This is a genomic window from Archangium minus (genome assembly GCF_044360475.1).
GTDB lineage: Bacteria > Myxococcota > Myxococcia > Myxococcales > Myxococcaceae > Archangium > Archangium minus.
In genome coordinates this window covers 2,301,707-2,321,470 of the sequence record NZ_CP043494.1, presented here as the reverse complement: position 1 = coordinate 2,321,470, position 19,764 = coordinate 2,301,707, and the positions used below count along the sequence as shown (strand labels likewise).

General features: G+C 68.6%; 16 protein-coding genes. 12 read left to right on the top strand and 4 right to left on the bottom strand.

Annotation, left to right across the window (positions count from 1 at the left end; genetic code table 11):
- Position 1: 1 nt before the first annotated feature.
- Positions 2 to 589 carry an imm11 family protein gene (locus tag F0U60_RS09480; RefSeq protein ID WP_395816906.1) on the bottom strand — a complete coding sequence of 196 codons (588 nt, stop codon included), beginning with the start codon at positions 587 to 589 and terminating at the stop codon, positions 2 to 4.
- Positions 586 to 1,569 (bottom strand): AHH domain-containing protein, encoded by a 984-nt coding sequence (locus F0U60_RS09475; RefSeq protein ID WP_395816903.1) that lies wholly within the window; start codon positions 1,567 to 1,569, stop codon positions 586 to 588. The genes F0U60_RS09480 and F0U60_RS09475 overlap by 4 nt, the downstream gene beginning before the upstream one ends.
- Positions 1,570 to 2,014: 445 nt before the next feature.
- Between F0U60_RS09475 and F0U60_RS09470 the strand changes: the two genes are divergently transcribed.
- From F0U60_RS09470 to F0U60_RS09445, 6 genes are all read left to right on the top strand, one after another.
- Positions 2,015 to 3,577, top strand: a complete 1,563-nt coding sequence (locus F0U60_RS09470; RefSeq protein ID WP_395816900.1) for an acyl-CoA carboxylase subunit beta — start codon at positions 2,015 to 2,017, stop codon at positions 3,575 to 3,577.
- A gap of 122 nt (positions 3,578 to 3,699) precedes the next feature.
- Complete coding sequence (locus F0U60_RS09465; RefSeq protein WP_395816898.1) at positions 3,700 to 4,332, top strand: hypothetical protein; 633 nt, start codon at positions 3,700 to 3,702, stop codon at positions 4,330 to 4,332.
- 109 nt (positions 4,333 to 4,441) lie between these two features.
- Positions 4,442 to 5,956 (top strand): acetyl-CoA carboxylase biotin carboxylase subunit, encoded by a 1,515-nt coding sequence (accC, locus tag F0U60_RS09460; RefSeq protein WP_395816894.1) that lies wholly within the window; start codon positions 4,442 to 4,444, stop codon positions 5,954 to 5,956.
- Between the two features lie 80 nt (positions 5,957 to 6,036).
- Positions 6,037 to 6,546, top strand: coding sequence for a biotin/lipoyl-containing protein (locus tag F0U60_RS09455; RefSeq protein WP_395816891.1), 510 nt, complete (start codon positions 6,037 to 6,039; stop codon positions 6,544 to 6,546).
- 85 nt (positions 6,547 to 6,631) lie between these two features.
- Positions 6,632 to 8,293 (top strand): methylmalonyl-CoA mutase, encoded by a 1,662-nt coding sequence (locus tag F0U60_RS09450; protein WP_395816888.1) that lies wholly within the window; start codon positions 6,632 to 6,634, stop codon positions 8,291 to 8,293.
- Between the two features lie 7 nt (positions 8,294 to 8,300).
- Positions 8,301 to 8,816, top strand: coding sequence for a YfbM family protein (locus F0U60_RS09445; RefSeq protein ID WP_395816886.1), 516 nt, complete (start codon positions 8,301 to 8,303; stop codon positions 8,814 to 8,816).
- Positions 8,817 to 8,855: 39 nt separating this feature from the next.
- Here F0U60_RS09445 and F0U60_RS09440 read toward each other — a convergent pair whose 3' ends face one another.
- Positions 8,856 to 9,623 (bottom strand): TSUP family transporter, encoded by a 768-nt coding sequence (locus F0U60_RS09440; RefSeq protein WP_395816883.1) that lies wholly within the window; start codon positions 9,621 to 9,623, stop codon positions 8,856 to 8,858.
- Positions 9,624 to 9,709: 86 nt separating this feature from the next.
- Between F0U60_RS09440 and F0U60_RS09435 the strand changes: the two genes are divergently transcribed.
- The 3 genes from F0U60_RS09435 to yhbY all read left to right on the top strand — a co-directional run bounded on the left by F0U60_RS09435 (position 9,710) and on the right by yhbY (position 13,738).
- Entirely contained in the window at positions 9,710 to 10,513 is an 804-nt protein-coding gene (locus tag F0U60_RS09435; protein ID WP_395816880.1) for a hypothetical protein, read from the top strand.
- Positions 10,514 to 10,594: 81 nt separating this feature from the next.
- A complete protein-coding gene (locus tag F0U60_RS09430) occupies positions 10,595 to 13,393 on the top strand; it encodes a DUF4388 domain-containing protein (protein WP_395816878.1) in 2,799 nt (932 codons plus the stop codon).
- A gap of 54 nt (positions 13,394 to 13,447) precedes the next feature.
- A complete protein-coding gene (yhbY, locus tag F0U60_RS09425; protein ID WP_395816874.1) occupies positions 13,448 to 13,738 on the top strand; it encodes a ribosome assembly RNA-binding protein YhbY in 291 nt (96 codons plus the stop codon).
- 9 nt (positions 13,739 to 13,747) lie between these two features.
- Here the strand turns inward: yhbY and F0U60_RS09420 are convergent, their stop codons facing one another.
- Complete coding sequence (locus F0U60_RS09420) at positions 13,748 to 15,052, bottom strand: neutral/alkaline non-lysosomal ceramidase N-terminal domain-containing protein (protein ID WP_395816872.1); 1,305 nt, start codon at positions 15,050 to 15,052, stop codon at positions 13,748 to 13,750.
- A gap of 147 nt (positions 15,053 to 15,199) precedes the next feature.
- Between F0U60_RS09420 and purF the strand changes: the two genes are divergently transcribed.
- Genes purF through F0U60_RS09405 form a run of 3 tightly spaced genes read left to right on the top strand, consistent with a single transcriptional unit; the run spans position 15,200 to position 19,615 of the window.
- Positions 15,200 to 16,600: an amidophosphoribosyltransferase gene (gene purF / locus F0U60_RS09415; RefSeq protein ID WP_395816869.1), complete on the top strand. Its 1,401-nt coding sequence runs from the start codon at positions 15,200 to 15,202 to the stop codon at positions 16,598 to 16,600.
- Between the two features lie 19 nt (positions 16,601 to 16,619).
- On the top strand, positions 16,620 to 18,263 hold the full coding sequence (locus tag F0U60_RS09410; RefSeq protein ID WP_395816867.1) for an ATP-binding protein: 1,644 nt from the start codon (positions 16,620 to 16,622) through the stop codon (positions 18,261 to 18,263).
- The gene (locus F0U60_RS09405; RefSeq protein ID WP_395816864.1) at positions 18,260 to 19,615 is read left to right on the top strand and encodes a sigma-54-dependent transcriptional regulator; all 1,356 of its coding nucleotides are present in this window, start codon (positions 18,260 to 18,262) and stop codon (positions 19,613 to 19,615) included. The genes F0U60_RS09410 and F0U60_RS09405 overlap by 4 nt, the downstream gene beginning before the upstream one ends.
- Positions 19,616 to 19,764: the final 149 nt, after the last annotated feature.

Below are 19,764 nucleotides of genomic sequence, written 5' to 3'. Positions count from 1 at the left end.
CTCAAGTGAGGTCCGAGCCATTCCAGCCTTCGGCTGGGTAGACATGCAGACCGGTAAGTCCCGCCGCTTTGAAGCCGTCCAGCAACCGCTGGTGCAGCATGAATCGATGGGTCAGGTGCGATGGCCGGAAGAGCAGCGCCTTCGGGTCGATGCGCTCGGCGGCGAGCACCAGTTTCTTCACCGTCTTGATCGTGTCTTCATCCAGGGCTCCCATTCGGTATTGGGAGCGCTCCATATCGATGGCGTCCTGTTTGCCCAAGACATGGAGCACGAAGTGATCGGAGGAAGCCACGTTGCCCTTGTGGTCCTTCAACACAACGGGCAGGAACTCGCAGTTGTCCGCTCTCAATTCCTCCAGCACCTTCTTCACCCGGGAAGACACCACCAGCACCGGCAGTGCGGCCGTGACGAAGTCGAACACCTTGATGAACTGGGGAAAGAGCGATGAGAACTGCATGGCGCCCCCTCGAGGGAACTCCGCCGCCAGGCTGTTACCCGTCTTGAAGAGGAACTCCTCCGGACTTCCGTCCGGAAGCATGTCCAGGATGGCTCCACCATTCATCTTCTTCGAGATGATCCAGTAGCTCATGTGCTCCTACGCGCAGAGAGGGCTTTGAAAGGGTAGAGCTTTCCGGATTCGGACTCACCCATGAGCAGGTCCGTCGAGCGGCGACCCAAAGAGGAGTTGGCCATCTCCTCGAGACCCATGGTGACCGCCTGAATCCCCAGCGAGCAGAGTTCGTCCCACATCTTCTCCTCGACCTCATGCAGTTCGTCGACGATGGCGTCCAGAACCTGGTGGGGCTTCTTCTTCTGGGCGATGCGCTCCTTAATATTCGCCGCGATCTCCTTGATCTCCTCCAACACCAGGAGCGTCCAGGGCGGGTGGTCCGACGGGTGCTGGACCATCGCATGCACCGGGACATGCTGGTTCTTGGCGGGCAGCATGGCGATGTTGTGCCCGTTGTTGATGTCGTAGGGCGTCAGGTTGAGGAAGGCACGAGCCTTGGCATCAATGACGGGCTTCCCGTTCGTCTCGTAATGGAAGGCCTCGTACGGAAGGATGTGGTGCGCCTCGAACTCGTAGGGTCGCCCTCTCGAATCCGCCAACGGGGAGATCTTCTGGATCCACACCAGGGTCGCGCTGACCTCTTTGACGATCTCCATCCGCAGCTTGTAGCAGTAGTGACTCCTGGGGCCCGGCAATCCGCCCCCCTTCTCGGGAAAGCTGGCGTACGTATCCCAGTCGTCCTTGCTCTGGGCCGCTTTCTCCCAGCGAGAGTTGCGGGTCCGAGGGGCGACCCCCTTGGGAACCTGACTCAAACGTGAGCGCCCATGGTTGTTATAGACGTCTCGGCCCCTCTTCTTGTGGAGGTAGCGGGTTCCTCGAAACCGGTACTCCGAATCTTTGATGAGGATGGCGCGAGCAGGCTGGCTGCCATCAATGTGCTGCTCCTCGCCCTCTTTCGGGGGAGGGTCTTTCATGCATTGGGGGTAGTCATCCTTCAGTTCGGGATAGGCCTTCGTGAGCCATTCCGATGACAGTGGCTTGAAGAGCTTCGGGCTCATGCATCCTCCCTCCTGAACTGTCCCGCAGGGCATGAGGAGCATACCAAAGGAGGCAGGTCCGCAGGCGCCCGTCTCTTCCCGACATTGCCCTGCCTCCGAGCCCTCCGACGCGCAGGGCGAACACCGCGCGAAGGAAGAGGGTCAGGACGCTTGTTTCAAAAACCTCCGCATCAAGAAGCGCCCCCGCTGACTTCCGGCCTCACTTTTCGCCAACCTGTCCGACAGTCGGACAAGTTGCGGAAGATCGAGCCCGGAGCCCCCCTCTCTTCATTCGTTCGGGCCCCCCATCCTTCGATAACGCGATGAGTCACGCAATGAACACTCCTCCATTCACAGCGCGTCCGGGTGTCTAGAAGTGATGCTCATCCATCGTCCTCCCGGCTTCTCGCCCTCCCCACGCCCCGGGTCCCCCCTCCCGGGCCCAATCGTGCTAGATGCGCGACCCATGGACGGAACCACGGAAAAGGATCCCCTTCGCGCCCGGCTGCAGCAGATGGAGAAGCAGGCCGAGCTGGGCGGTGGCGCTGACCGCATCGCCAAGCAGCACGAGGCCGGCAAGCTCACCGCCCGCGAGCGCATCGACCTGCTGCTCGACCCCGGCTCCTTCACAGAGCTCGACAAGTTCGTCACCCACCGCAGCAACGACTTCGGCATGGGTGACAAGAAGATCCTCGGCGACGGCGTCGTCACCGGCTACGGCACCGTCGAGGGCCGCCAGGTCTTCGTCTTCGCCCAGGACTTCACCGTCTTCGGCGGCTCGCTCTCCGGCGCCTATGCCCAGAAGATCTGCAAGATCATGGACATGGCCATGCGCGTGGGCGCTCCCGTCATCGGCCTGAATGACTCGGGCGGCGCGCGCATCCAGGAGGGCGTCGAGAGCCTCGCCGGCTACGCCGACATCTTCCTGCGCAACACCCTCGCCTCGGGCGTGGTCCCGCAGATCTCCCTCATCCTCGGCCCGTGCGCCGGCGGCGCCGTGTACTCGCCCGCCATCACGGACTTCATCATGATGGTGAAGGACACCTCCTACATGTTCATCACCGGCCCGGACGTCATCAAGACGGTGACGCACGAGGAGGTGACCAAGGAGGACCTGGGCGGCGCGCTGACGCACAACCAGAAGTCCGGCGTGGCCCACTTCGCCGCGGAGAACGAGCAGAGCGCCATCCTCATGACGCGCGAGCTGCTCTCGTTCATCCCCTCCAACAACCAGGAGGATCCGCCCGTCCAGCCCTGCGACGATGATCCCTTCCGCGCCGAAGAGAGCCTGAAGACGGTTGTCCCCAGCAACCCGAACAAGCCCTACGACATCAAGGAGATCATCCGCGCCGTCGTCGACAACAAGCACTTCTTCGAGGTGCAGGAGCACTTCGCGAAGAACATGGTCGTCGGCTTCGCGCGCATGAACGGCAAGTCGGTGGGCATCGTGGCCAACCAGCCCGCGGTGCTGGCGGGCTGCCTCGACATCGACGCGAGCGTGAAGGCCGCGCGCTTCGTGCGCTTCTGCGACTGCTTCAACATCCCGCTCATCACCCTGGTGGACGTGCCCGGCTTCCTGCCCGGCACCGACCAGGAGTGGGGGGGCATCATCACCCACGGCGCGAAGCTGCTCTACGCCTTCGCCGAGGCCACCGTCCCCAAGATCACCCTCATCACCCGTAAGGCCTACGGCGGTGCCTACGACGTGATGGCGTCCAAGCACATCCGCGCGGACATCAACTACGCCTACCCCACGGCGGAGATCGCCGTCATGGGCCCCGAGGGCGCGGTCAACATCATCTTCCGCAACGAGCTGCAGAAGGCCGCGGACGCCAACTCCGAGCGCACCCGCCTGGTGAACGACTACCGCGAGAAGTTCGCCAACCCCTTCAAGGCGGCCGAGCTGGGCTACATCGACGAGGTCATCCGCCCCGAGGAGACGCGCGCCAAGATCATCCGCGCCCTGGAGATGCTCAAGAACAAGCGCCAGGAGAACCCGCCGCGCAAGCACGGCAACATCCCGCTGTAGTCCCGGAAGCAGGCAGGCGAGCAAGCCATTCCTGCCGAAAGAAGACAGAACGCCTCCCCCAGGAAATTTTGGGGGGGGCGTTCGTGCTTGAAGGAGCGCACCAGATTTAAGGAGCCCCTCTTTTGTCTCAACCCCGCCTCGTCCTCTTCCTCGCCGACATCGAAGGAAACCTCACCGCCCTTCGCCAGACGCTCTCCCGGGCGTGTGAGACCGCCAATGTCCCCATGCCGGAGGTGCGCTGGGTGGAGTCCGCCACCGCCCTGGCCGACGCCGGTTGGCGCGTGGCCGAGCTGAAGCTCACCCCCTCCGGTGGCAAGGCCGTCCCCGAGGACCACCTGGACTCCCTCGTGCGCGCCGTGGCCCGCGACTTCCGCGACCAGGCCGTGGGCCTCTACACCGACAAGGTGGGTAGCTATGGCCGCGCCTCCCTGAGCGAGCCGGGCCGCCCCTCGCGCTCCCTCGAGGGTGAGTACATCGACGTGGTGCGTCAGACCGCGCGCTGGCTGGGCCTGGAGGCCCCCGTGCTTGGCCGCCTGCTCGATGGTGGAGCCACCGCCCGCAACCTGCTCGCCGCGGCCGTGGACTTCGGCGGCGAAGAGCCCCATGCCCCCGCGCCCGGCAAGGGCAAGAAGGGCCAGCACCCGGCGGAGCAGCCCCCCGCGCCCCCCGAGCCGGACGAGGATGACCGCTTCGTCGAGGCCAAGCTGAGCGAGGCCCGCCGGCTGATGGAGCAGTACCTCAGCCACCGCAAGTAGTCGTCAGCAGCTACAGGCTCCGAGTAGTAGAGCGTATTGGCGGACAGGGTGTTGTCCTGGCCGCCAACGTGCTCGCCGGGCACCTGCTCCCCTGTGCTAAAGGGGGCCCATGCCCAAGATCCGCAAAATCCTCGTCGCCAACCGCGGCGAGATCGCCGTCCGGGTGATGCGCACCTGCAAGGAGCTCGGCATCTCCACGGTGGCGGTCTACTCCGAGGCGGACCGCTCCGCCCTGCATGTCCGCACCGCCGACCAGGCTGTCCTGGTGGGTCCCCCGCCCTCGCGCGAGAGCTACCTCGTGCAGGAGCGGATTCTGGAGGCCGCCAAGCAGACCGGCGCGGACGCCATCCACCCCGGCTACGGATTCCTCTCGGAGAACGCGTCCTTCGTGCGCGCGTGCGAGAAGGCCGGCATCACCTTCATTGGCCCGCCCGCCTCGGCCATGGACGCCATGGGAGAGAAGACGCGCGCCCGGCAGAACATGATCAAGGCCGGCGTCCCCGTGGTGCCCGGCACCGCCGAGCCCATTGCCACCGTCGAGGAGGCCCGCGCCTACGCTGAGAAGATCGGCGTGCCGGTGATGCTCAAGGCCGCTGGCGGCGGTGGTGGCAAGGGCATGCGCAAGGTGGAGCGGATGGAGGACTTCGAGTCCTCCTGGCGCGCCGCCAAGAGCGAGGCGATGAACGCGTTCGGCAACGACGCGGTCTACATCGAGAAGTACCTCGAGAAGCCACACCACGTGGAGATCCAGGTGTTCGCCGACCAGTACGGCAACACCATCCACCTCAACGAGCGCGAGTGCTCGGCGCAGCGCCGCCACCAGAAGGTGGTGGAGGAGACGCCCAGCCCCATCCTGTCGCCGGAGCTGCGCGCGAAGATGGGCGAGGTGGCGGTGAAGGCCGCCAAGGCCGTGGGCTACGTGGGTGCGGGCACGGTGGAGTTCCTCGTCGACGTGCACCGCAACTTCTACTTCCTGGAGATGAACACCCGCCTCCAGGTGGAGCACCCGGTGACGGAGTGGGTGACGGGGCTGGACCTGGTGGCCTGGCAGATCAAGGTCGCCGAGGGCGAGAAGCTCCCGTACACCGAGGCGCCCCGGCCGAACGGGCACTCCATCGAGGTGCGCATCTACGCGGAGGACCCCGCGCGCAACTTCATGCCGAGCCCGGGCCGCATCAACTACCTGCGCGTGCCGGGTGGCCCGTACCTCCGGGACGACTCGGGCGTGTTCCCCGGGTACACGGTGCCCAACGTCTATGACCCGATGATCTCCAAGCTGTCCGTGTGGGCTCCCACGCGGCGCGAGGCCATCGAGCGGGCGAAGCGGGCACTGGGCGAGTACGTGGTGAAGGGCATCACCACCAATGTGCGCTACCTGAAGGGAATCCTCTCGCACCCGGAGTTCGTCGAGGGCGACTACGACACGAGCTTCCTGACGCGCGAGCACGAGACGCTGCTGGGCAAGAACGAGGATCCGCAGCTGACCGAGGCCGCGCTGCTGGCGAGCGTGGTGTACGCGTACCAGAGGGATCAGAAGCGGGCGAAGAGCCTCACCCAGACATCGTCCGGGGGCGGCAAGGGTGGCATCTCCGCGTGGCGGCTGTCGGGCCGCCGCTGGCGCTAAACCGTCAACTCCCTCTCCCTCTGGGAGAGGGCCGGGGTGAGGGTCTAGCGCCCTCCCCCGTGCAACCGAGACGAATTCCCATGCGTTACTTCGCAAAGCTGCAGGGACACAAGGAAGCGGTGCCGGTGGACATCGAGCCGGCGGGAGAGAACCGCTTCAAGCTCACGCACAACGGGAAGACCTTCCTCGTGGACGCGCTGACGTTGGATCACGGCGCGGTGTCCATGCTGGTGGATGGCCACTCCTACGGTGTCGAGTTCGACGAGCAAGGCGACGAGGTGCACGTGCTGGTGCGGGGGCAGGTCACCCGCATCGACGTGGCGGACGAGCGCCGGCTGCGCCTGCGCGCGGGCTCGGCGGGCTTCTCGGTGGAGGGCAAGCAGGTCATCGCCGCCCCCATGCCCGGCAAGGTGGTGAAGGTGCTGGTGAAGCTGGGTGACGAGGTGAAGGAAGGCCAGGGCCTGGTGGTTGTCGAGGCGATGAAGATGGAGAACGAGCTGAAGAGCCCCAAGGCCGGCAAGGTGGTGGAGCTGCCCGCCAAGGAAGGCACCGCGGTGGAGATCAACGCGAAGCTCGTGGTCGTCGAGTAGTCCGGACGTAGACCCTCACCCCCTCCCCTCTCCCAGAGGGAGAGGGGGGTGTGCTCTCCCGAAGGGGAGAGGGAGAGAGGACCCTATGGCAGACACGAAGGCAGACAAGGCCCGTTGGCGGCAGAAGACGTACGAGAAGGCCAAGGGCAAGGCCGGCGAGCGCTACCCGGAGTTCCGTACCTCCAGCGGCATCACCATGGAGCCGCTCTACACCCCTGATGATGTCGAGGGGGAGTACGGGGAGAAGCTGGGCTACCCGGGCGAGTACCCCTTCACCCGCGGCGTGCAGCCCACCATGTACCGGGGTCGCTTCTGGACGATGCGCCAGTACGCCGGCTTCGGCACCGCCGAGGACGCCAACAAGCGCTACCACTACCTGCTCCAGTCTGGACAGACGGGACTGTCGGTGGCCTTCGACCTCCCCACGCAGATGGGCCGCGACGCGGACCACGCACGCGCGCACGGCGAGGTCGGCAAGGTGGGCGTCTCCATCTCCTCGCTGCAGGACATGGAGGTGCTGCTCAAGGGGATTCCCCTGGACCAGGTGTCCACGTCGATGACCATCAACGCCACCGCCCCCATCCTCCTGTGCCTGTACGCGGCGGTGGGTGAGAAGAACGGCGTGGCGCTCGAGCAGCTCTCCGGCACCGTCCAGAACGACATCCTCAAGGAGTACATGGCGCGCGGGACGTACATCTACCCGCCGGGGCCCTCGCTGCGCCTCATCACCAACCTCTTCGCCTTCTGCGCGAAGCGGGTGCCCAAGTGGAACCCCATCTCCATCAGCGGCTACCACATCCGCGAGGCCGGCAGCACCGCGGCCCAGGAGATCGCCTTCACGCTCGCGGACGGCATCGCCTACGTGGACGCGGCGCTCAAGGCGGGGCTGGAGGTGGATGAGTTCGCCGGCCGGCTCTCCTTCTTCTTCAACGTCCACAACAACTTCCTCGAGGAGATCGCCAAGTTCCGCGCGGCGCGCCGGCTGTGGGCGCGCATCATGAAGGAGCGCTTCAAGGCGAAGGATCCTCGCTCGATGATGCTGCGCTTCCACTCGCAGACGGCGGGCAGCACGCTCACCGCGCAGCAGGTGGACAACAACGTGGTGCGCGTGGCCCTGCAGGCGCTCGCGGCGGTGATGGGCGGCACCCAGTCGCTGCACACCAACAGCCGGGACGAGGCGCTCGCGCTGCCCTCCGAGGAGTCCGCCCGCCTGGCCCTGCGCACCCAGCAGGTCATCGCCTATGAGTCGGGCGTGGCCGACGTCATCGACCCCATGGGCGGCTCGTTCGTGGTGGAGCGGCTCACGGACGAGCTGGAGGCCAAGGCCGAGGACTACATCCGCCGCATCGACGAGATGGGCGGCATGGTGGAGGCCATCGCCAAGGGCTACCCGCAGGGCGAAATCCAAGACGCGGCTTACGAGGCCCAGCGCGACGTGGAGCAGAAGCGCTCCGTCGTGGTGGGCGTGAACCAGTTCCAGGTGAAGGAGCCGCCGCCCTCGGGGCTGCTGCGCGTGGACGAGACGGTGGAGCGCACGCAGCTCGAGCGCATGAAGAAGCTGCGCGCCGAGCGCGACAACGCCACGGCCCGGCGCACGGTGGACGCGCTGCGCAAGGCCGCGGCCAACCCGGACGAGAACCTCATCCCGCTCATCCTCGATGCGGTGAAGGCCTACGCGACGCTGGGCGAGATCTCCGACGCCATGCGCGACGTCTTCGGCGAGCACCGCGAGCACGTGGTGCTGTGAGGACCCCATGGAGATGCTCTGCACACTGCGCAGCCTGACGGAGAACCAGCGCCAGAAGCTGCTCGAGCACCCCGACAGGCTCGAGGACTTCATCGATGACGAGGAGGACTTCGGGGACGCGGAGGGCGCGCGCTTCCTGGACCTCGACATCGGCGAGACGTGGCACGGGCTGCAGTACCTGCTGACCGGCACGGCCTGGGAGGGCAAGGCGCCGCTGGACTTCCTGGTGCGCGGGGGCGAGGACGTGGGCGACATCCCCTCGGACGAGGGCACCGCGCGCGTCTTCACCGCCGCGCAGGTGAAGGAGCTCGCCAAGGCGCTCGACGCCCTGTCCGAGAGCACGCTGCGCAAGCGCTATGAGCCGGCACGGCTCCAGGAGGAGGACATCTACCCAGGCTTCTGGGAGGAGCCTCCGCCCGACCTGGACCCGGAGGAGGAGCTCTTCTCCTACTTCGCGGAGCTGAAGAAGTTCACGGCGGCCGTGGCGAAGCGCGGCCTCGGCCTGCTCGTGTTCATCGGCTGAGCGGACGCGACGGCACGGGACGAGGGGCCACGCCGCCCCTCACCCGACGAGCACGTCGCGACCCAGCTTGAGGACGAGCGCCACCACCACCAGCAGCACCACCTTGCGCACCAGCTTGTCGCCGCCGCGCACGGCCAGGTGCGCACCAATCCACGCCCCGGTGAACTGGGCCGCCGCCATGGGCAACGCCACGTGCCACAGCACGACGCCGCGGTAGGCGAAGAGCGCCACCGCCGCCACGTTCGTCGCGAAGTTCACCACCTTCGCGTCCGCTGAGGCCCGCGTCAGTCCGTGCCCCAACAGCCCCGAGAAGGCGATGATGAGGAACGTCCCCGTCCCCGGCCCGAAGAAGCCGTCATAGGTGCCGATGAGCAGTGCGATGACCGCGCCTAGCGCGAGCATGCGCTTCAACGGTGGCTCCGGTCGCTCTCCCGGCGGTGGCCCCCGGCGGAACGCCAGGAACGCAGCCACGATGACCAGCAGCACGAGCACCACCGGCTTGAGGACCTCGGGCCGCATCAGCAGCACCAGCGCCGCGCCGATGAACGACCCCACCAGCCCCAGCGGGAAGGTGATGGTCGCGAGCTTCCCGTTCAGCAGTCCCGCCCGCCAGAAGCGCACCAGCGCCGCGAACGCGCCGAACACGGACTGGCCCTTGTTGGTGCCCAACACCACGTGCGGCGGCAGGCCGGTCGCCAGCAAGGCGGGCAGCGTGACGAGCCCTCCTCCTCCTGCAATGGCATCCACCACACCTGCCGTCAGGGCCGCGACACACAACAGGACGAGTTCGAGCGAGGTCACATCCACGAGCGGGCACCTACCACGTCCAAAGCTTGCGCGCGCGTCGACTCTGGGCGTCAATTCGGGGACACGCTCCCCGCCGAGGTCCCATCGTGCTCGCGTCTCTCGTTTCCGTGATGACCCTCGCGCTGCTGTCCGCCGCGCCTTCGGATCCAAAAGGTCCCACCTGCCGCGCCATCGACGGCCAGGTGGCCTGCGGCTACCAATGCAAGTCGGACGGACAGCGTGTGCGGTGTGCTCAGACGCCCCAGGGCTCCTGCCAGGTCATCGACGGCCAGGCCATCTGCTTCGACCCGCCCGCCTACATCGTGCGCATCTACGGCGACGCGCTGCCCACACCCGAGTGCAAGGCCATCGACGGCCAGGTGGCCTGCGGCTACCAGTGCGCCACACAGTTCGGCAAGGTGAAGTGCGCGCGCACCCCAGCGGGCATCTGCGCCGGCCGCAACGACGAGCTCGTCTGCTTCGATCCGCCCCCTGAGGTGTACGCCGTCTATGGCCGCGAGACGCCTCGCTCCGAGTGCCGGGGCTACGGCACGGACGTCGCCTGTGGTTACAAGTGCACCCTCGGCGCCGGAAAGGTGGCCTGCACCAAGACGCCCCAGGGCATCTGTAAGAGCGATGGCATGCGGCTGGCCTGCTACGACCCGCCCGCGCAGGCCTTCTGCGCCTGGGGCAAGACCCTGCCCCCCCTGCAGTGCCAGCTCAGCGACGGCCAGGCCGTGTGCGGCTACGGCTGCACCAAGGCCTATTCCAAGGTGGCCTGCGCCTCCACCCCCAAGGGGATGTGCAAGGTGTTTGACACCGAGGTCCACTGCTTTGACCCACCGAGCACCCAGGATGCGGACCCGGCCTGCCTGAGCGTCCTCGGACTGGCCACCCTGGAGACCCCCTGACGGTGGTGCGCCGGGCAGCTTGCTTTCCCTCCCCCTGAGACGGGGGTAGGGTGAGGACGCATACAAGGAGCGACATCCGAGATGGCGGAGGGAGACGTCCGGCAATACTTCGTGCGCAACGAGCAGGGGGCCATCTGGGGTCCACTGGCCCTGCCGACCATCGAGCTGCTCATCGATAACGGCGCCATCCAAGGTCGGCTCCAGGTGTCCGAGGACGGCATCAACTTCGCCTTCCCCGGCCGCTTCCCGCACATCCGCGATGCCTTCCCGCGCGAGATGTGGGGCGACGTCGTGCCCCCCGGCCCGAGCGCTCCGGCCATGCCGCCCGCGGGAGCGATGCCCCCCGGTCCGCAGCCGGGCAGGCCTCCTGGGGCCCCCGCGCCCGGAGCAGCACCCATCGCGGGCCCTGGTGCCATGCCTCGCGGCCCCGCCGGAGTACCCGTGGCGGGCCCCGGTGCCGTCACCCGACCCCCCGTGCCCGGAGCCGGTGTGCCCGTAGCGCGTCCCGGAGCCCCGGGTGCCGTCACCCGGCCTCCCGTGCCAGGAGCGGGTGTACCCGTGGCCAACCCCGGTGCGGCCGTCACTCGAGCGCCTGTACCGGGAGTGGGTCTGCCCGTCGCCAAACCGGGTGCCGTCACCCGGCCTCCCGTGCCAGGAGCGGGTGTACCCGTGGCCAACCCCGGTGCCCCCGCTGCCACCCAGCCCGGAGCGCCCGCCGCGAGCCCGGGTGCCCGACCCGCCGCACCGCCCCCGGGTGCCGTGTCTCCAGGCGTCCCCGCAGGTGCCGCACCCGCGGGTGCCCGGCCCGCCGCACCGCCCCCGGGAGCCGTGTCTCCTGGCGCCCCCGCCAACGCCGCGCTCGCCGGCGCCGCCCGCCCACCTCCCGCCATGACGCCTGGGCCCGGTATGCCTGGGACACCCGCGCCGGCCACTGCCCAGCGCCCCGCTGCACCTGGTGCCGCGCCTCACCCGGCGCCTCCGGGGACTCCGCCGGGTGCCGCTGCACGCCCCGCCGCGCCGGGAGCTCCCGCGCAACCCGCTCCCACGGCCGCGCCCGCCTCCGCCGCGTCTCCCGCTCCGGGCCTGGAGCAGCCGCCCCCCACCAGCGGGCAGCTCGAGACGCACTCGCCCGTGCGCCTCTACGGGCTCATCGCCGCCGGCAACCACACGGGTCTGCTCACGCTCACCCTGGCCGACTGCACCGTCAGCATCCACTTCCGCAAGGGCAACCCCGAGTTCATCGACTCCTCCCTCCCCGAGGACGCGCTCGGCACCTGGCTCGTCCAGTCCAAGCTCGTCACCCCAGAGCAGCTCCAGCAGGCCGAGGCCGCACGGAGTCGCTTCGGCGGAGAGGTGCTCGCGGCCCTCTTCGGGCTCGGACTCCTGCAGCCCGCCACCGCCTTCACCCAGCTCGCGCAACGCGCCCAGAACATCCTCCTCAAGGGGCTGCGCGCCGAATCCGGCTCCTTCTCCTTCGAGGCGAAGGACTTGCCTGCCGCCAGGGCCATGCCACTCGGGAACAAGTGGGCGGTGCTGAGCGAGCTCGTCCGCCGCATCCCCAGCGCGGACCTCCGGCGACGGCTGCAGCCGGTGTTGAACCTGCCGGTGATGAAGTCCCAGGGTCGCGTGGCCACCGGTGACCTGCGGCTCACGCCTCACGAGGTGCGCGTGCACGCCCTCATCGATGGGGTGCGCTCAACCGGACAGCTCCTCAACGACCTCCCCCAGGACGCCGACCACCTGCTGCGACTCGTGTTCCTCCTCAAGGAGCTCGAAGGGGTGTCGTTCGCTGCCGTGCGCGCCGCGGCCCCCCAGGCCACCGCCGCCGCGAAACCGGCCACGCAGCCGGGTATCGCCCAGGCCGGTGCCACGCCCCAGGCCGCCGCCGCGAAGCCCGCCACTCCACCCGCTGCCGCCCCGCAGGCCCCCGCCGCGAAACCGGCCACGCAGCCAGGTATTGCCCAAGCCGGTGCCACGCCCCAGGCCGCCGCGAAGCCCGCGACCCCACCCGCCGCTGCACCGCAAGCTCCCGCCGCGAAACCGGCTACGCCCCCGAGCGCCGCCGCACCTCAGGCCCCTCGTCCGGCGGCTCCTGCGGCTACCGCTCCGGCAGCGAAACCCGCCGCACCCGCCGCTGCTGCCCCCGCCGCAGCTACTGCCCCCGCTGCCGCTGCCGCCTCGGGCTCCGCACCCGGCGCCAACGACATTGCCGCGCTCCGCGAGCTGGCCGAGAAGCTGAAGGAGCAGAACCACTTCGAGCGCCTGGGGCTGGGGGCGGACACCAACGGCCCGGCGGTGAAGATCGCCTACTTCAAGCTGGCCAAGCTGTACCACCCGGACACGCTGCCTCCCGGTGCGCCTCCGGAGATGGAGAAGCTCAAGGCCGACATCTTCGCCTATATCGGTGACGCCTACCGCACGCTCTCGGACGACAAGAGCCGCGCCGCGTACATCGAGGATCTCAAGAGCGGCGGCAGCGGCCAGGCGCAGGTGGACATCGAGGCCATCCTCAAGAGCGAGGAGCTCTTCCGCAAGGCGGGCATCTACATCAAGGCCCGGAAGTTCGCCGACGCGGCGAAGCTGCTCGACGAGGCCATCCAGCTCAACCCCGAGGAGCCCGAGTTCTTCGCCTGGCGCGGGTACACCCGCTTCTTCACCTTCGAGGACAAGAAGACGGGCTACAACGAGGCCTACCGCGACATCCAACACTGTCTGAAGAAGAACGAGAAGGTCGCCTCCGCGCACTACTTCCTGGGTGTCATTGCCAAGCTGTGCGGTGACAACAGCGGCGCGCTGAAGCACTTCCAGAAGACAGTGGAGGTTCAGCCAAATCACATCGACGCGCAGCGGGAGATCCGCATGGCCCAGCAAAAGAAGTAGGGTGCGCGAGCCGGGAGCGCGCCACGTGCTCCCCTACACACGAGGAGAAGTCCCTTGCCGTTGACCGGAAAACAGCGCCGCCAGCTCCGCGCGCTGGGACACCACCTGGAGCCCGTGGTCATTGTGGGCCAGTCGGGCGTCACCGAGGGCGTCGTCGCTGCTGTCGAGCAGGCGCTCAAGGACCACGAGCTCATCAAGGTGAAGATCAACGAGGGCCCGGAGGATCGCCACGAGGCCGCCGAGAAGCTCTCGCAGGGCACCAGCGCCGAGCTGGTCCAGCTCCTGGGCCGCACCGCCCTGCTCTTCAAGAAGCGGGACGAGGACTCGGAGTTCGACGATCTGTAAGCGGCGCCCTCAGGGCGTGAAACCCGCGGCTCGGGCGGCCAGCTCGGCCCCCGCGCCCAGGCGCTCCAGCAGCACGGGGCCAAAGTACTGGTGACGGGCCTCGCCCTGGTTCGTCTCCACCTTCTCGGCGGTGTCCACGTAGCCCAGGTAGCCGTCCGCTAGCCCCAGCACCCCCGTGGCCCCCGTACGCCGCACCAGCTCGGCCCCCGCGCCCACCGTGGGCTCGCCCGGCACCAGCAGCAGCTCCAGGGGCCCCAACACCAGCGCGCCCATCTCCGCTGTCCGCGAGGACGACGCACACAGGAAGTTGTCCCCCGCTGCCCGCGAATACGACGGCACCAGCCGCGAGGCATCCGGCCTCGGCAGCGCCACGTCCGCTCGCGCGAAGGCCAGCCTCGTGTTCTCCGCCGCCACCGGCACCGCTTTCTCGGCCAGCTCCGACACCGCTCGCGCGAAGGACAGCGCCCGCTCCGCGCCCTCGCCGTCGCCGAAGGACACCGAGACGTTGCCCATCATCCCCTGCAGCACCAACGTCACCCCACCCTGCTCCTCACGCAGCTGGCTCAGACGCCCTGGCCAGTCCGTGTCCACCACGGCTCGGTCTCTCGGGAGAATCGTGGGGTGCGCAGCGAAGATCAGCAGCTCCGCCACGGGCCCCTGCGCCCCCCGCAGCACCGCGCGCGTCAGCGCTCCATCCGGAATCTCACCGCCCGCCCGCGAGCGCACCAGCACGGAGTTCCGCGCCTCACCGACCTCCAGGGAAACCTCGGTGAGCCGCGCCGCAGCCTGACGCAGCGCCTCCGTGGCCCCCACCACCGCCGCCTCCCGCGCTTCCTTCCGGAAACGACCCGTGCCAGCCAGCTGAGACACCATCCGCGTGTCGTATCCCCCAAAGGACGAGTGCGGGTGCGTGGCCGTCACCACCACCCCCTGGAGCCCCAGCCCAGCAGTCCGTTCACGCACCTCGGCCACGAGCTCATCGGGAATCAGCAGCAACTCCAGCGACACCAGCCCCACCTTCACGTCCCCCGAAGACAGCACCACCGCACGCGCCTGGGGCATGGGGTCCGCTCGGCTGGCCTCCGGACGAGGAGGCCCATAACCCGCCACCACCACCGGAAAGGGAGGAACCATGGGCACCCTCGCTGCCCCGGCCCTCAAGGGGCCGTCCACACGGACCTGCCCAAGCACCAGGGGCTCCCTCTCCGTCCACCGCCCACACCAGTTCCAGGACGCAAGTGCGTACGCCGACCCAATGGTCAGCAGTATCAGGGGGAACAGGGAGGGCAGCAGTCGCCGCCGCCGGGAGGACATGCGGGATGGAAGCCTACCTCCAACCGTGGAATTCCGGGGGCCTAGACGTCCGGGTACCTCCTGAAGACATCAGCCGGCGGAATACCCGCGAACGAGGCAACCGTTCTCCAGTTCCGTTCGGACCCCGAAGGGGATAAGGCACGCGCCATGTGTGGGATCTTCGGAATTGTCGGTCACCCAGAGGCCTCCAACCTGACGTACCTCGGCCTGCATGCGCTGCAGCATCGCGGGCAGGAGTCTGCGGGCATCGTCGCCTCGGATGGGCATAGCCTTCAGGCCCACCGAGAGATGGGCCTCGTCGCGGACATCTTCACTGCACCGGTGCTCGAGAAGCTGCCGGGCGGCGCGGCCATCGGCCACGTGCGCTACTCCACGGCGGGCGGCAGCCAGCTCAAGAATGCCCAGCCCCTCTCAGTGGAGTACGTGGGCGGCCACATGGCCGTGGCCCACAACGGCAACCTCGTCAACGCGCAGGAGCTGCGCACCGCGCTCGAGGCCGACGGAGCCATCTTCCAGTCGGACGCGGACACCGAGGTCGTCGTCCACTTCATCGCCCGCTCCAAGCAGCCCACCTTCGAGCAGAAGGCCGTTGAGGCGCTCTCCAAGGTGAAGGGGGCCTACAGCATCCTCTTCCTCACCGAGAACAAGCTGGTGGCGGTGAGGGATCCCTACGGCTTCCGCCCGCTGGTGCTCGGCAAGCTGAAGAACAGCTGGGTGCTGGCCAGCGAGACGACGGCGCTGGATCTCATCGAGGCGGAGTTCATCCGCGAGCTCGAGGCCGGCGAGATGGTGGTCATCGACGAGACGGGCCTGCACTCCAGCCAGCCCTTCCAGCCCACGCGACTGGGCCGGTGCATCTTCGAGCACGTGTACTTCGCCAAGCCGGACTCGGTGCTGTTCGGCACGAGCGTGTACGAGACGCGCAAGGAGCTGGGACGGCAGCTGGCCAAGGAGCAGCCGGCGCCCGGGGCGGACCTGGTCATCGCCGTGCCGGACTCGGGTGTGCCCGCGGCCATCGGCTACGCCCAGGAGAGCGGGATTCCCTACGACGTGGGCCTCATCCGCAGCCACTACGTGGGCCGCACCTTCATCGAGCCCCAGCAGTCCATCCGCCACTTCGGCGTGAAGCTGAAGCTGTCGGCGGTGCGCCAGGTGCTCAAGGGCAAGCGTGTGGTGGTGGTGGATGACTCCATCGTGCGCGGCACCACCAGCCGGAAGATCGTGAAGATGCTCAAGGCCGCCGGCGCGGTGGAGGTGCACCTGCGCATCTCCTCGCCGCCCACGCAGTGGCCCTGCTACTACGGCATCGACACGCCGAGCCGGCAGGAGCTCATCGCCTCCAGCCACAGCGTGGAGGAGATCGCCCGCTACGTGACGGCGGACACGCTGGGCTACATCTCCCTGGATGGCCTGGGCACCGCGGTGGGAGACCGCGAGCGCACCACCTTCTGCACGGCCTGCTTCTCCGGCAAGTACCTGACGGGCGAGCTCAACAACGCGAGCGCCCCGTCAACGGAGTCCGCTCCGAAGCTCGCCATCATCGCCTGAGGCACCGCCCCTCCCGGCGATGGAGAACGCCTCCCAGCCCGAGCAGCTGCGCGCGGAGCGACAGTTCGCTCGCTCCGTGCTCGCGGGCATCCTGCTGCTCGGGCTGGTCGCCATCGCCGGACCGCTGCTCTCCTACCGCAGCGATGTCCACGAGGCGCACAACCAGTTCCAGGACCGTCTCAATCGCGAATCGCGCGTGTACTCCGATGCGATCGGCCTGCACCTGAAGCTGCTCAAGTCCGAGCTCGAGCGGGTCTCCCTGGGGCTCGGCCCCGAGATGCAGGAGGAGCGAGCCACGGAGGACATGCTGGACCTCACCTCTCCGGAGACCGGCATCTTCCGTCAGGGAGTCGCCCTGCTGGATGCCACGGGGAAGCCCCGCTGGAGCGAGCCGCCCCAGTTGCTCGACACCGCCGGGTCCCTGCGCAACCGCCCCTGGTTCCAGCGTGCCCTCAACCAGCAGACCGCCTCCGTGGACGCACTCCATCCCGGCTCCTCCACCTTCGTCGTCGCCATCCCGGTGGTGCGCCATGGCAGGACGGCCGGAGTCCTCGTGGGTCTGCTCGACGCGGAGGTGGAGGTCCCCGGCTCACGCCCCTCGAGCAAGTACCTGACCCTCCTCGTGCTCAACCGAGCGGGAGACCTCTTCATCCCCCGCGCGCCTCCGGCCTGGGCCACCGGGCCAGGCTTCGCCGGCAAGGTGGAGGCGCTGCTGCGCGACGGCGGCCAACAACTCGAGACGGGCGACGACGAGGTGTTCGCCTGGGCCACGTCTATCCCCGGCACGGACCTGAGGCTGGTGCTCGCGGGTGACGAGAGCATCCCCCTCGCCCCCATCCGGAGCCGGTTGCTCGTGCAACTGCTCACCCTCGCCGTGCTGCAGCTAGGCACGCTGCTCCTCTTCAGCCTGCACTGGCGGCGCGTCTACCGGCTCTTCCTGGAGATGGAGCGGCGCGCGGCAGAGAAGGAGACGATGGCGGCGCTCGGCTCGGCGGCGAGCCTCATCGCCCACGAGGTGAAGAACTCCCTCAACGGCATCAAGGTGGCCGTGGGAACCCTCCCGCCCTCTGAGGAGCACCGGCTGGCAGTGCACACGCTGCGTGGACAGGTGGACAGGCTGGCCCACCTGGCCACCTCGCTGTTGCACTTTGGCAAGCCGCCGCGCGTGCAGTACATGCTCGTGAACCTGCCGCACCTGGTCCGCGAGGTGCTCGACGGCCTGCGCGTACTTCCCGAGGCCGAAGAGGTGCGCGTGGAGGCCCACCTGGGCGAGGAGTTGCTCCTGTCAGGAGACCCGCTGCTGCTGGCCACCGCCCTGGACAACCTGGTGCGCAACGCCATGGAAGCGGCCGTGGCCGCCAAGGATCTCGGGCAGCTCTCCTCGCCCGAGGTGCGGGTGAACGTGCGCCAGGAGGACGGCGAGGCCGTGGTGGAGGTGGAGGACAACGCCGGAGGGCCTCCCCCCGGATTCGAGGCGCGGCTCTTCGAGCCCTTTGTCACCACCAAGCCCAAGGGCGTGGGGTTGGGGCTGTCCATGACCCGGCGAGCACTGGAGCAGCAGGGCGGGCGTCTGACATTCACCCGCCTCCCGGGTGGCAGCCGCTTCACCCTGCGCATGACCGTGCGGCCCCCTCCGAAAGACATCCAGGAGCAGACGACATGAGCGTGCCCCTCCTCTTCGTCGATGATGACCGGGCCTTCTCCTCGATGGGCGCGGCGGCCCTGCAGCGCGAGGGCTACTCCGTCACCCTCGCGCGCTCGCTGCACGAGGCCCGCGCCGCGCTCGGCCGGCTCACCCCCGCCCTGGTGGTGTTGGACCGACGGCTGCTGGACGGAGACGGGCTCACCTTCCTCCCCGAGCTGAAGGCCCAGGCGCCTGGCGCGGCGGTGGTGATGGTGACGGCGCACGGGGACATCTCCAGCGCGGTGGACGCAATGCGCGCGGGAGCCGTGGACTACGTGGCCAAGCCGGTGGAGCTGGCCGACCTGGTACTCCGCGTGCGCCGGGCCCTGGACACGGGGCGATTGAAGGAGCGACTGGCCGCGGCCGAAGCGGAGCTCTCCGGACGGCGCCGGCTCGTGCCCCCCGCCTCGGCCGCGATGCAACGGGTGCTGGCCGCGCTGGAGCGCATCGCCGCCTCGCCGCGCAGCGCCGTGCTGCTGCTGGGCGAGACGGGCGTGGGCAAGGAGATGCTCGCCCGCCACCTGCATGATGTCTCCTCGCGAGGAGAGGACGCGCCCTTCGTCCACGTCAACTGCGCGGCCCTGCCCGAGCAGACGGTGGAGAGCGAGCTGTTCGGCCACGAGAAGGGCGCCTTCACCGACGCGCGCACTGCCCGCCGCGGCCTGGTGGAGGTCGCCCATGGGGGGACGCTCTTCCTCGACGAGGTGGGCGAGCTGCCCCTTCCCCTGCAGGCCAAGCTGCTCACCTTCCTCGACTCGGGCCGCTTCCGACGCCTGGGCGGCACCACCGAGCACTCCAGCAGCGCGCGCATCGTCGCCGCCACCAATCGCGACCTGCCAGGCCTCATGGCCCACGGTGGGTTCCGCGAGGACCTGTGGTTCCGCCTGAGCGTCTTCCGCATCGACATCCCCCCGCTGCGCGAGCGGCGCGAGGACATCCTTCCCCTGGCCGAGGGACTCCTCGCCCATCTGCGCCGGGAGCTCGGGCGACGCGAGGCCGTGCTCAGCGCGCAGGCCCGGGCCCGGCTCCAGGCCTACGCCTTCCCGGGCAACGTGCGCGAGCTGCGCAACCTCCTCGAGCGCGCGCTGGTGATGGAGCCCGGACCGGAGCTCCAGCTGGACGTGCTGGCGGGCGTGAAGCCCTCCACGGCCCCGGCACCCACGGAGGACCCGGAGCACTTCGTCCTCCCCGCCCCACCCCGCCCGATGGAGGACGTGGAGCGAGCCTACGCCCGCTGGACGCTCGAGCGTCTGGGGGGCCGGCGCGTGGAGGCCGCCAAGGTGCTCGGCCTCGCCTACGCCACGTTCCTCAAGCGGCTCGGGGAGGAGTGAGCGCCCGATTGCAGAATTTGCAATGGCAGGATTTTGAATTCCGGCCCGCAGTGCGAGCTTCTGGAATGCCGTCGCAGACGTAAGGCCCCGAAACCACTCGGAATGAAGCGGGCACGTGACTTGCCCAAGGGCTCTCCCGAACTCCACTG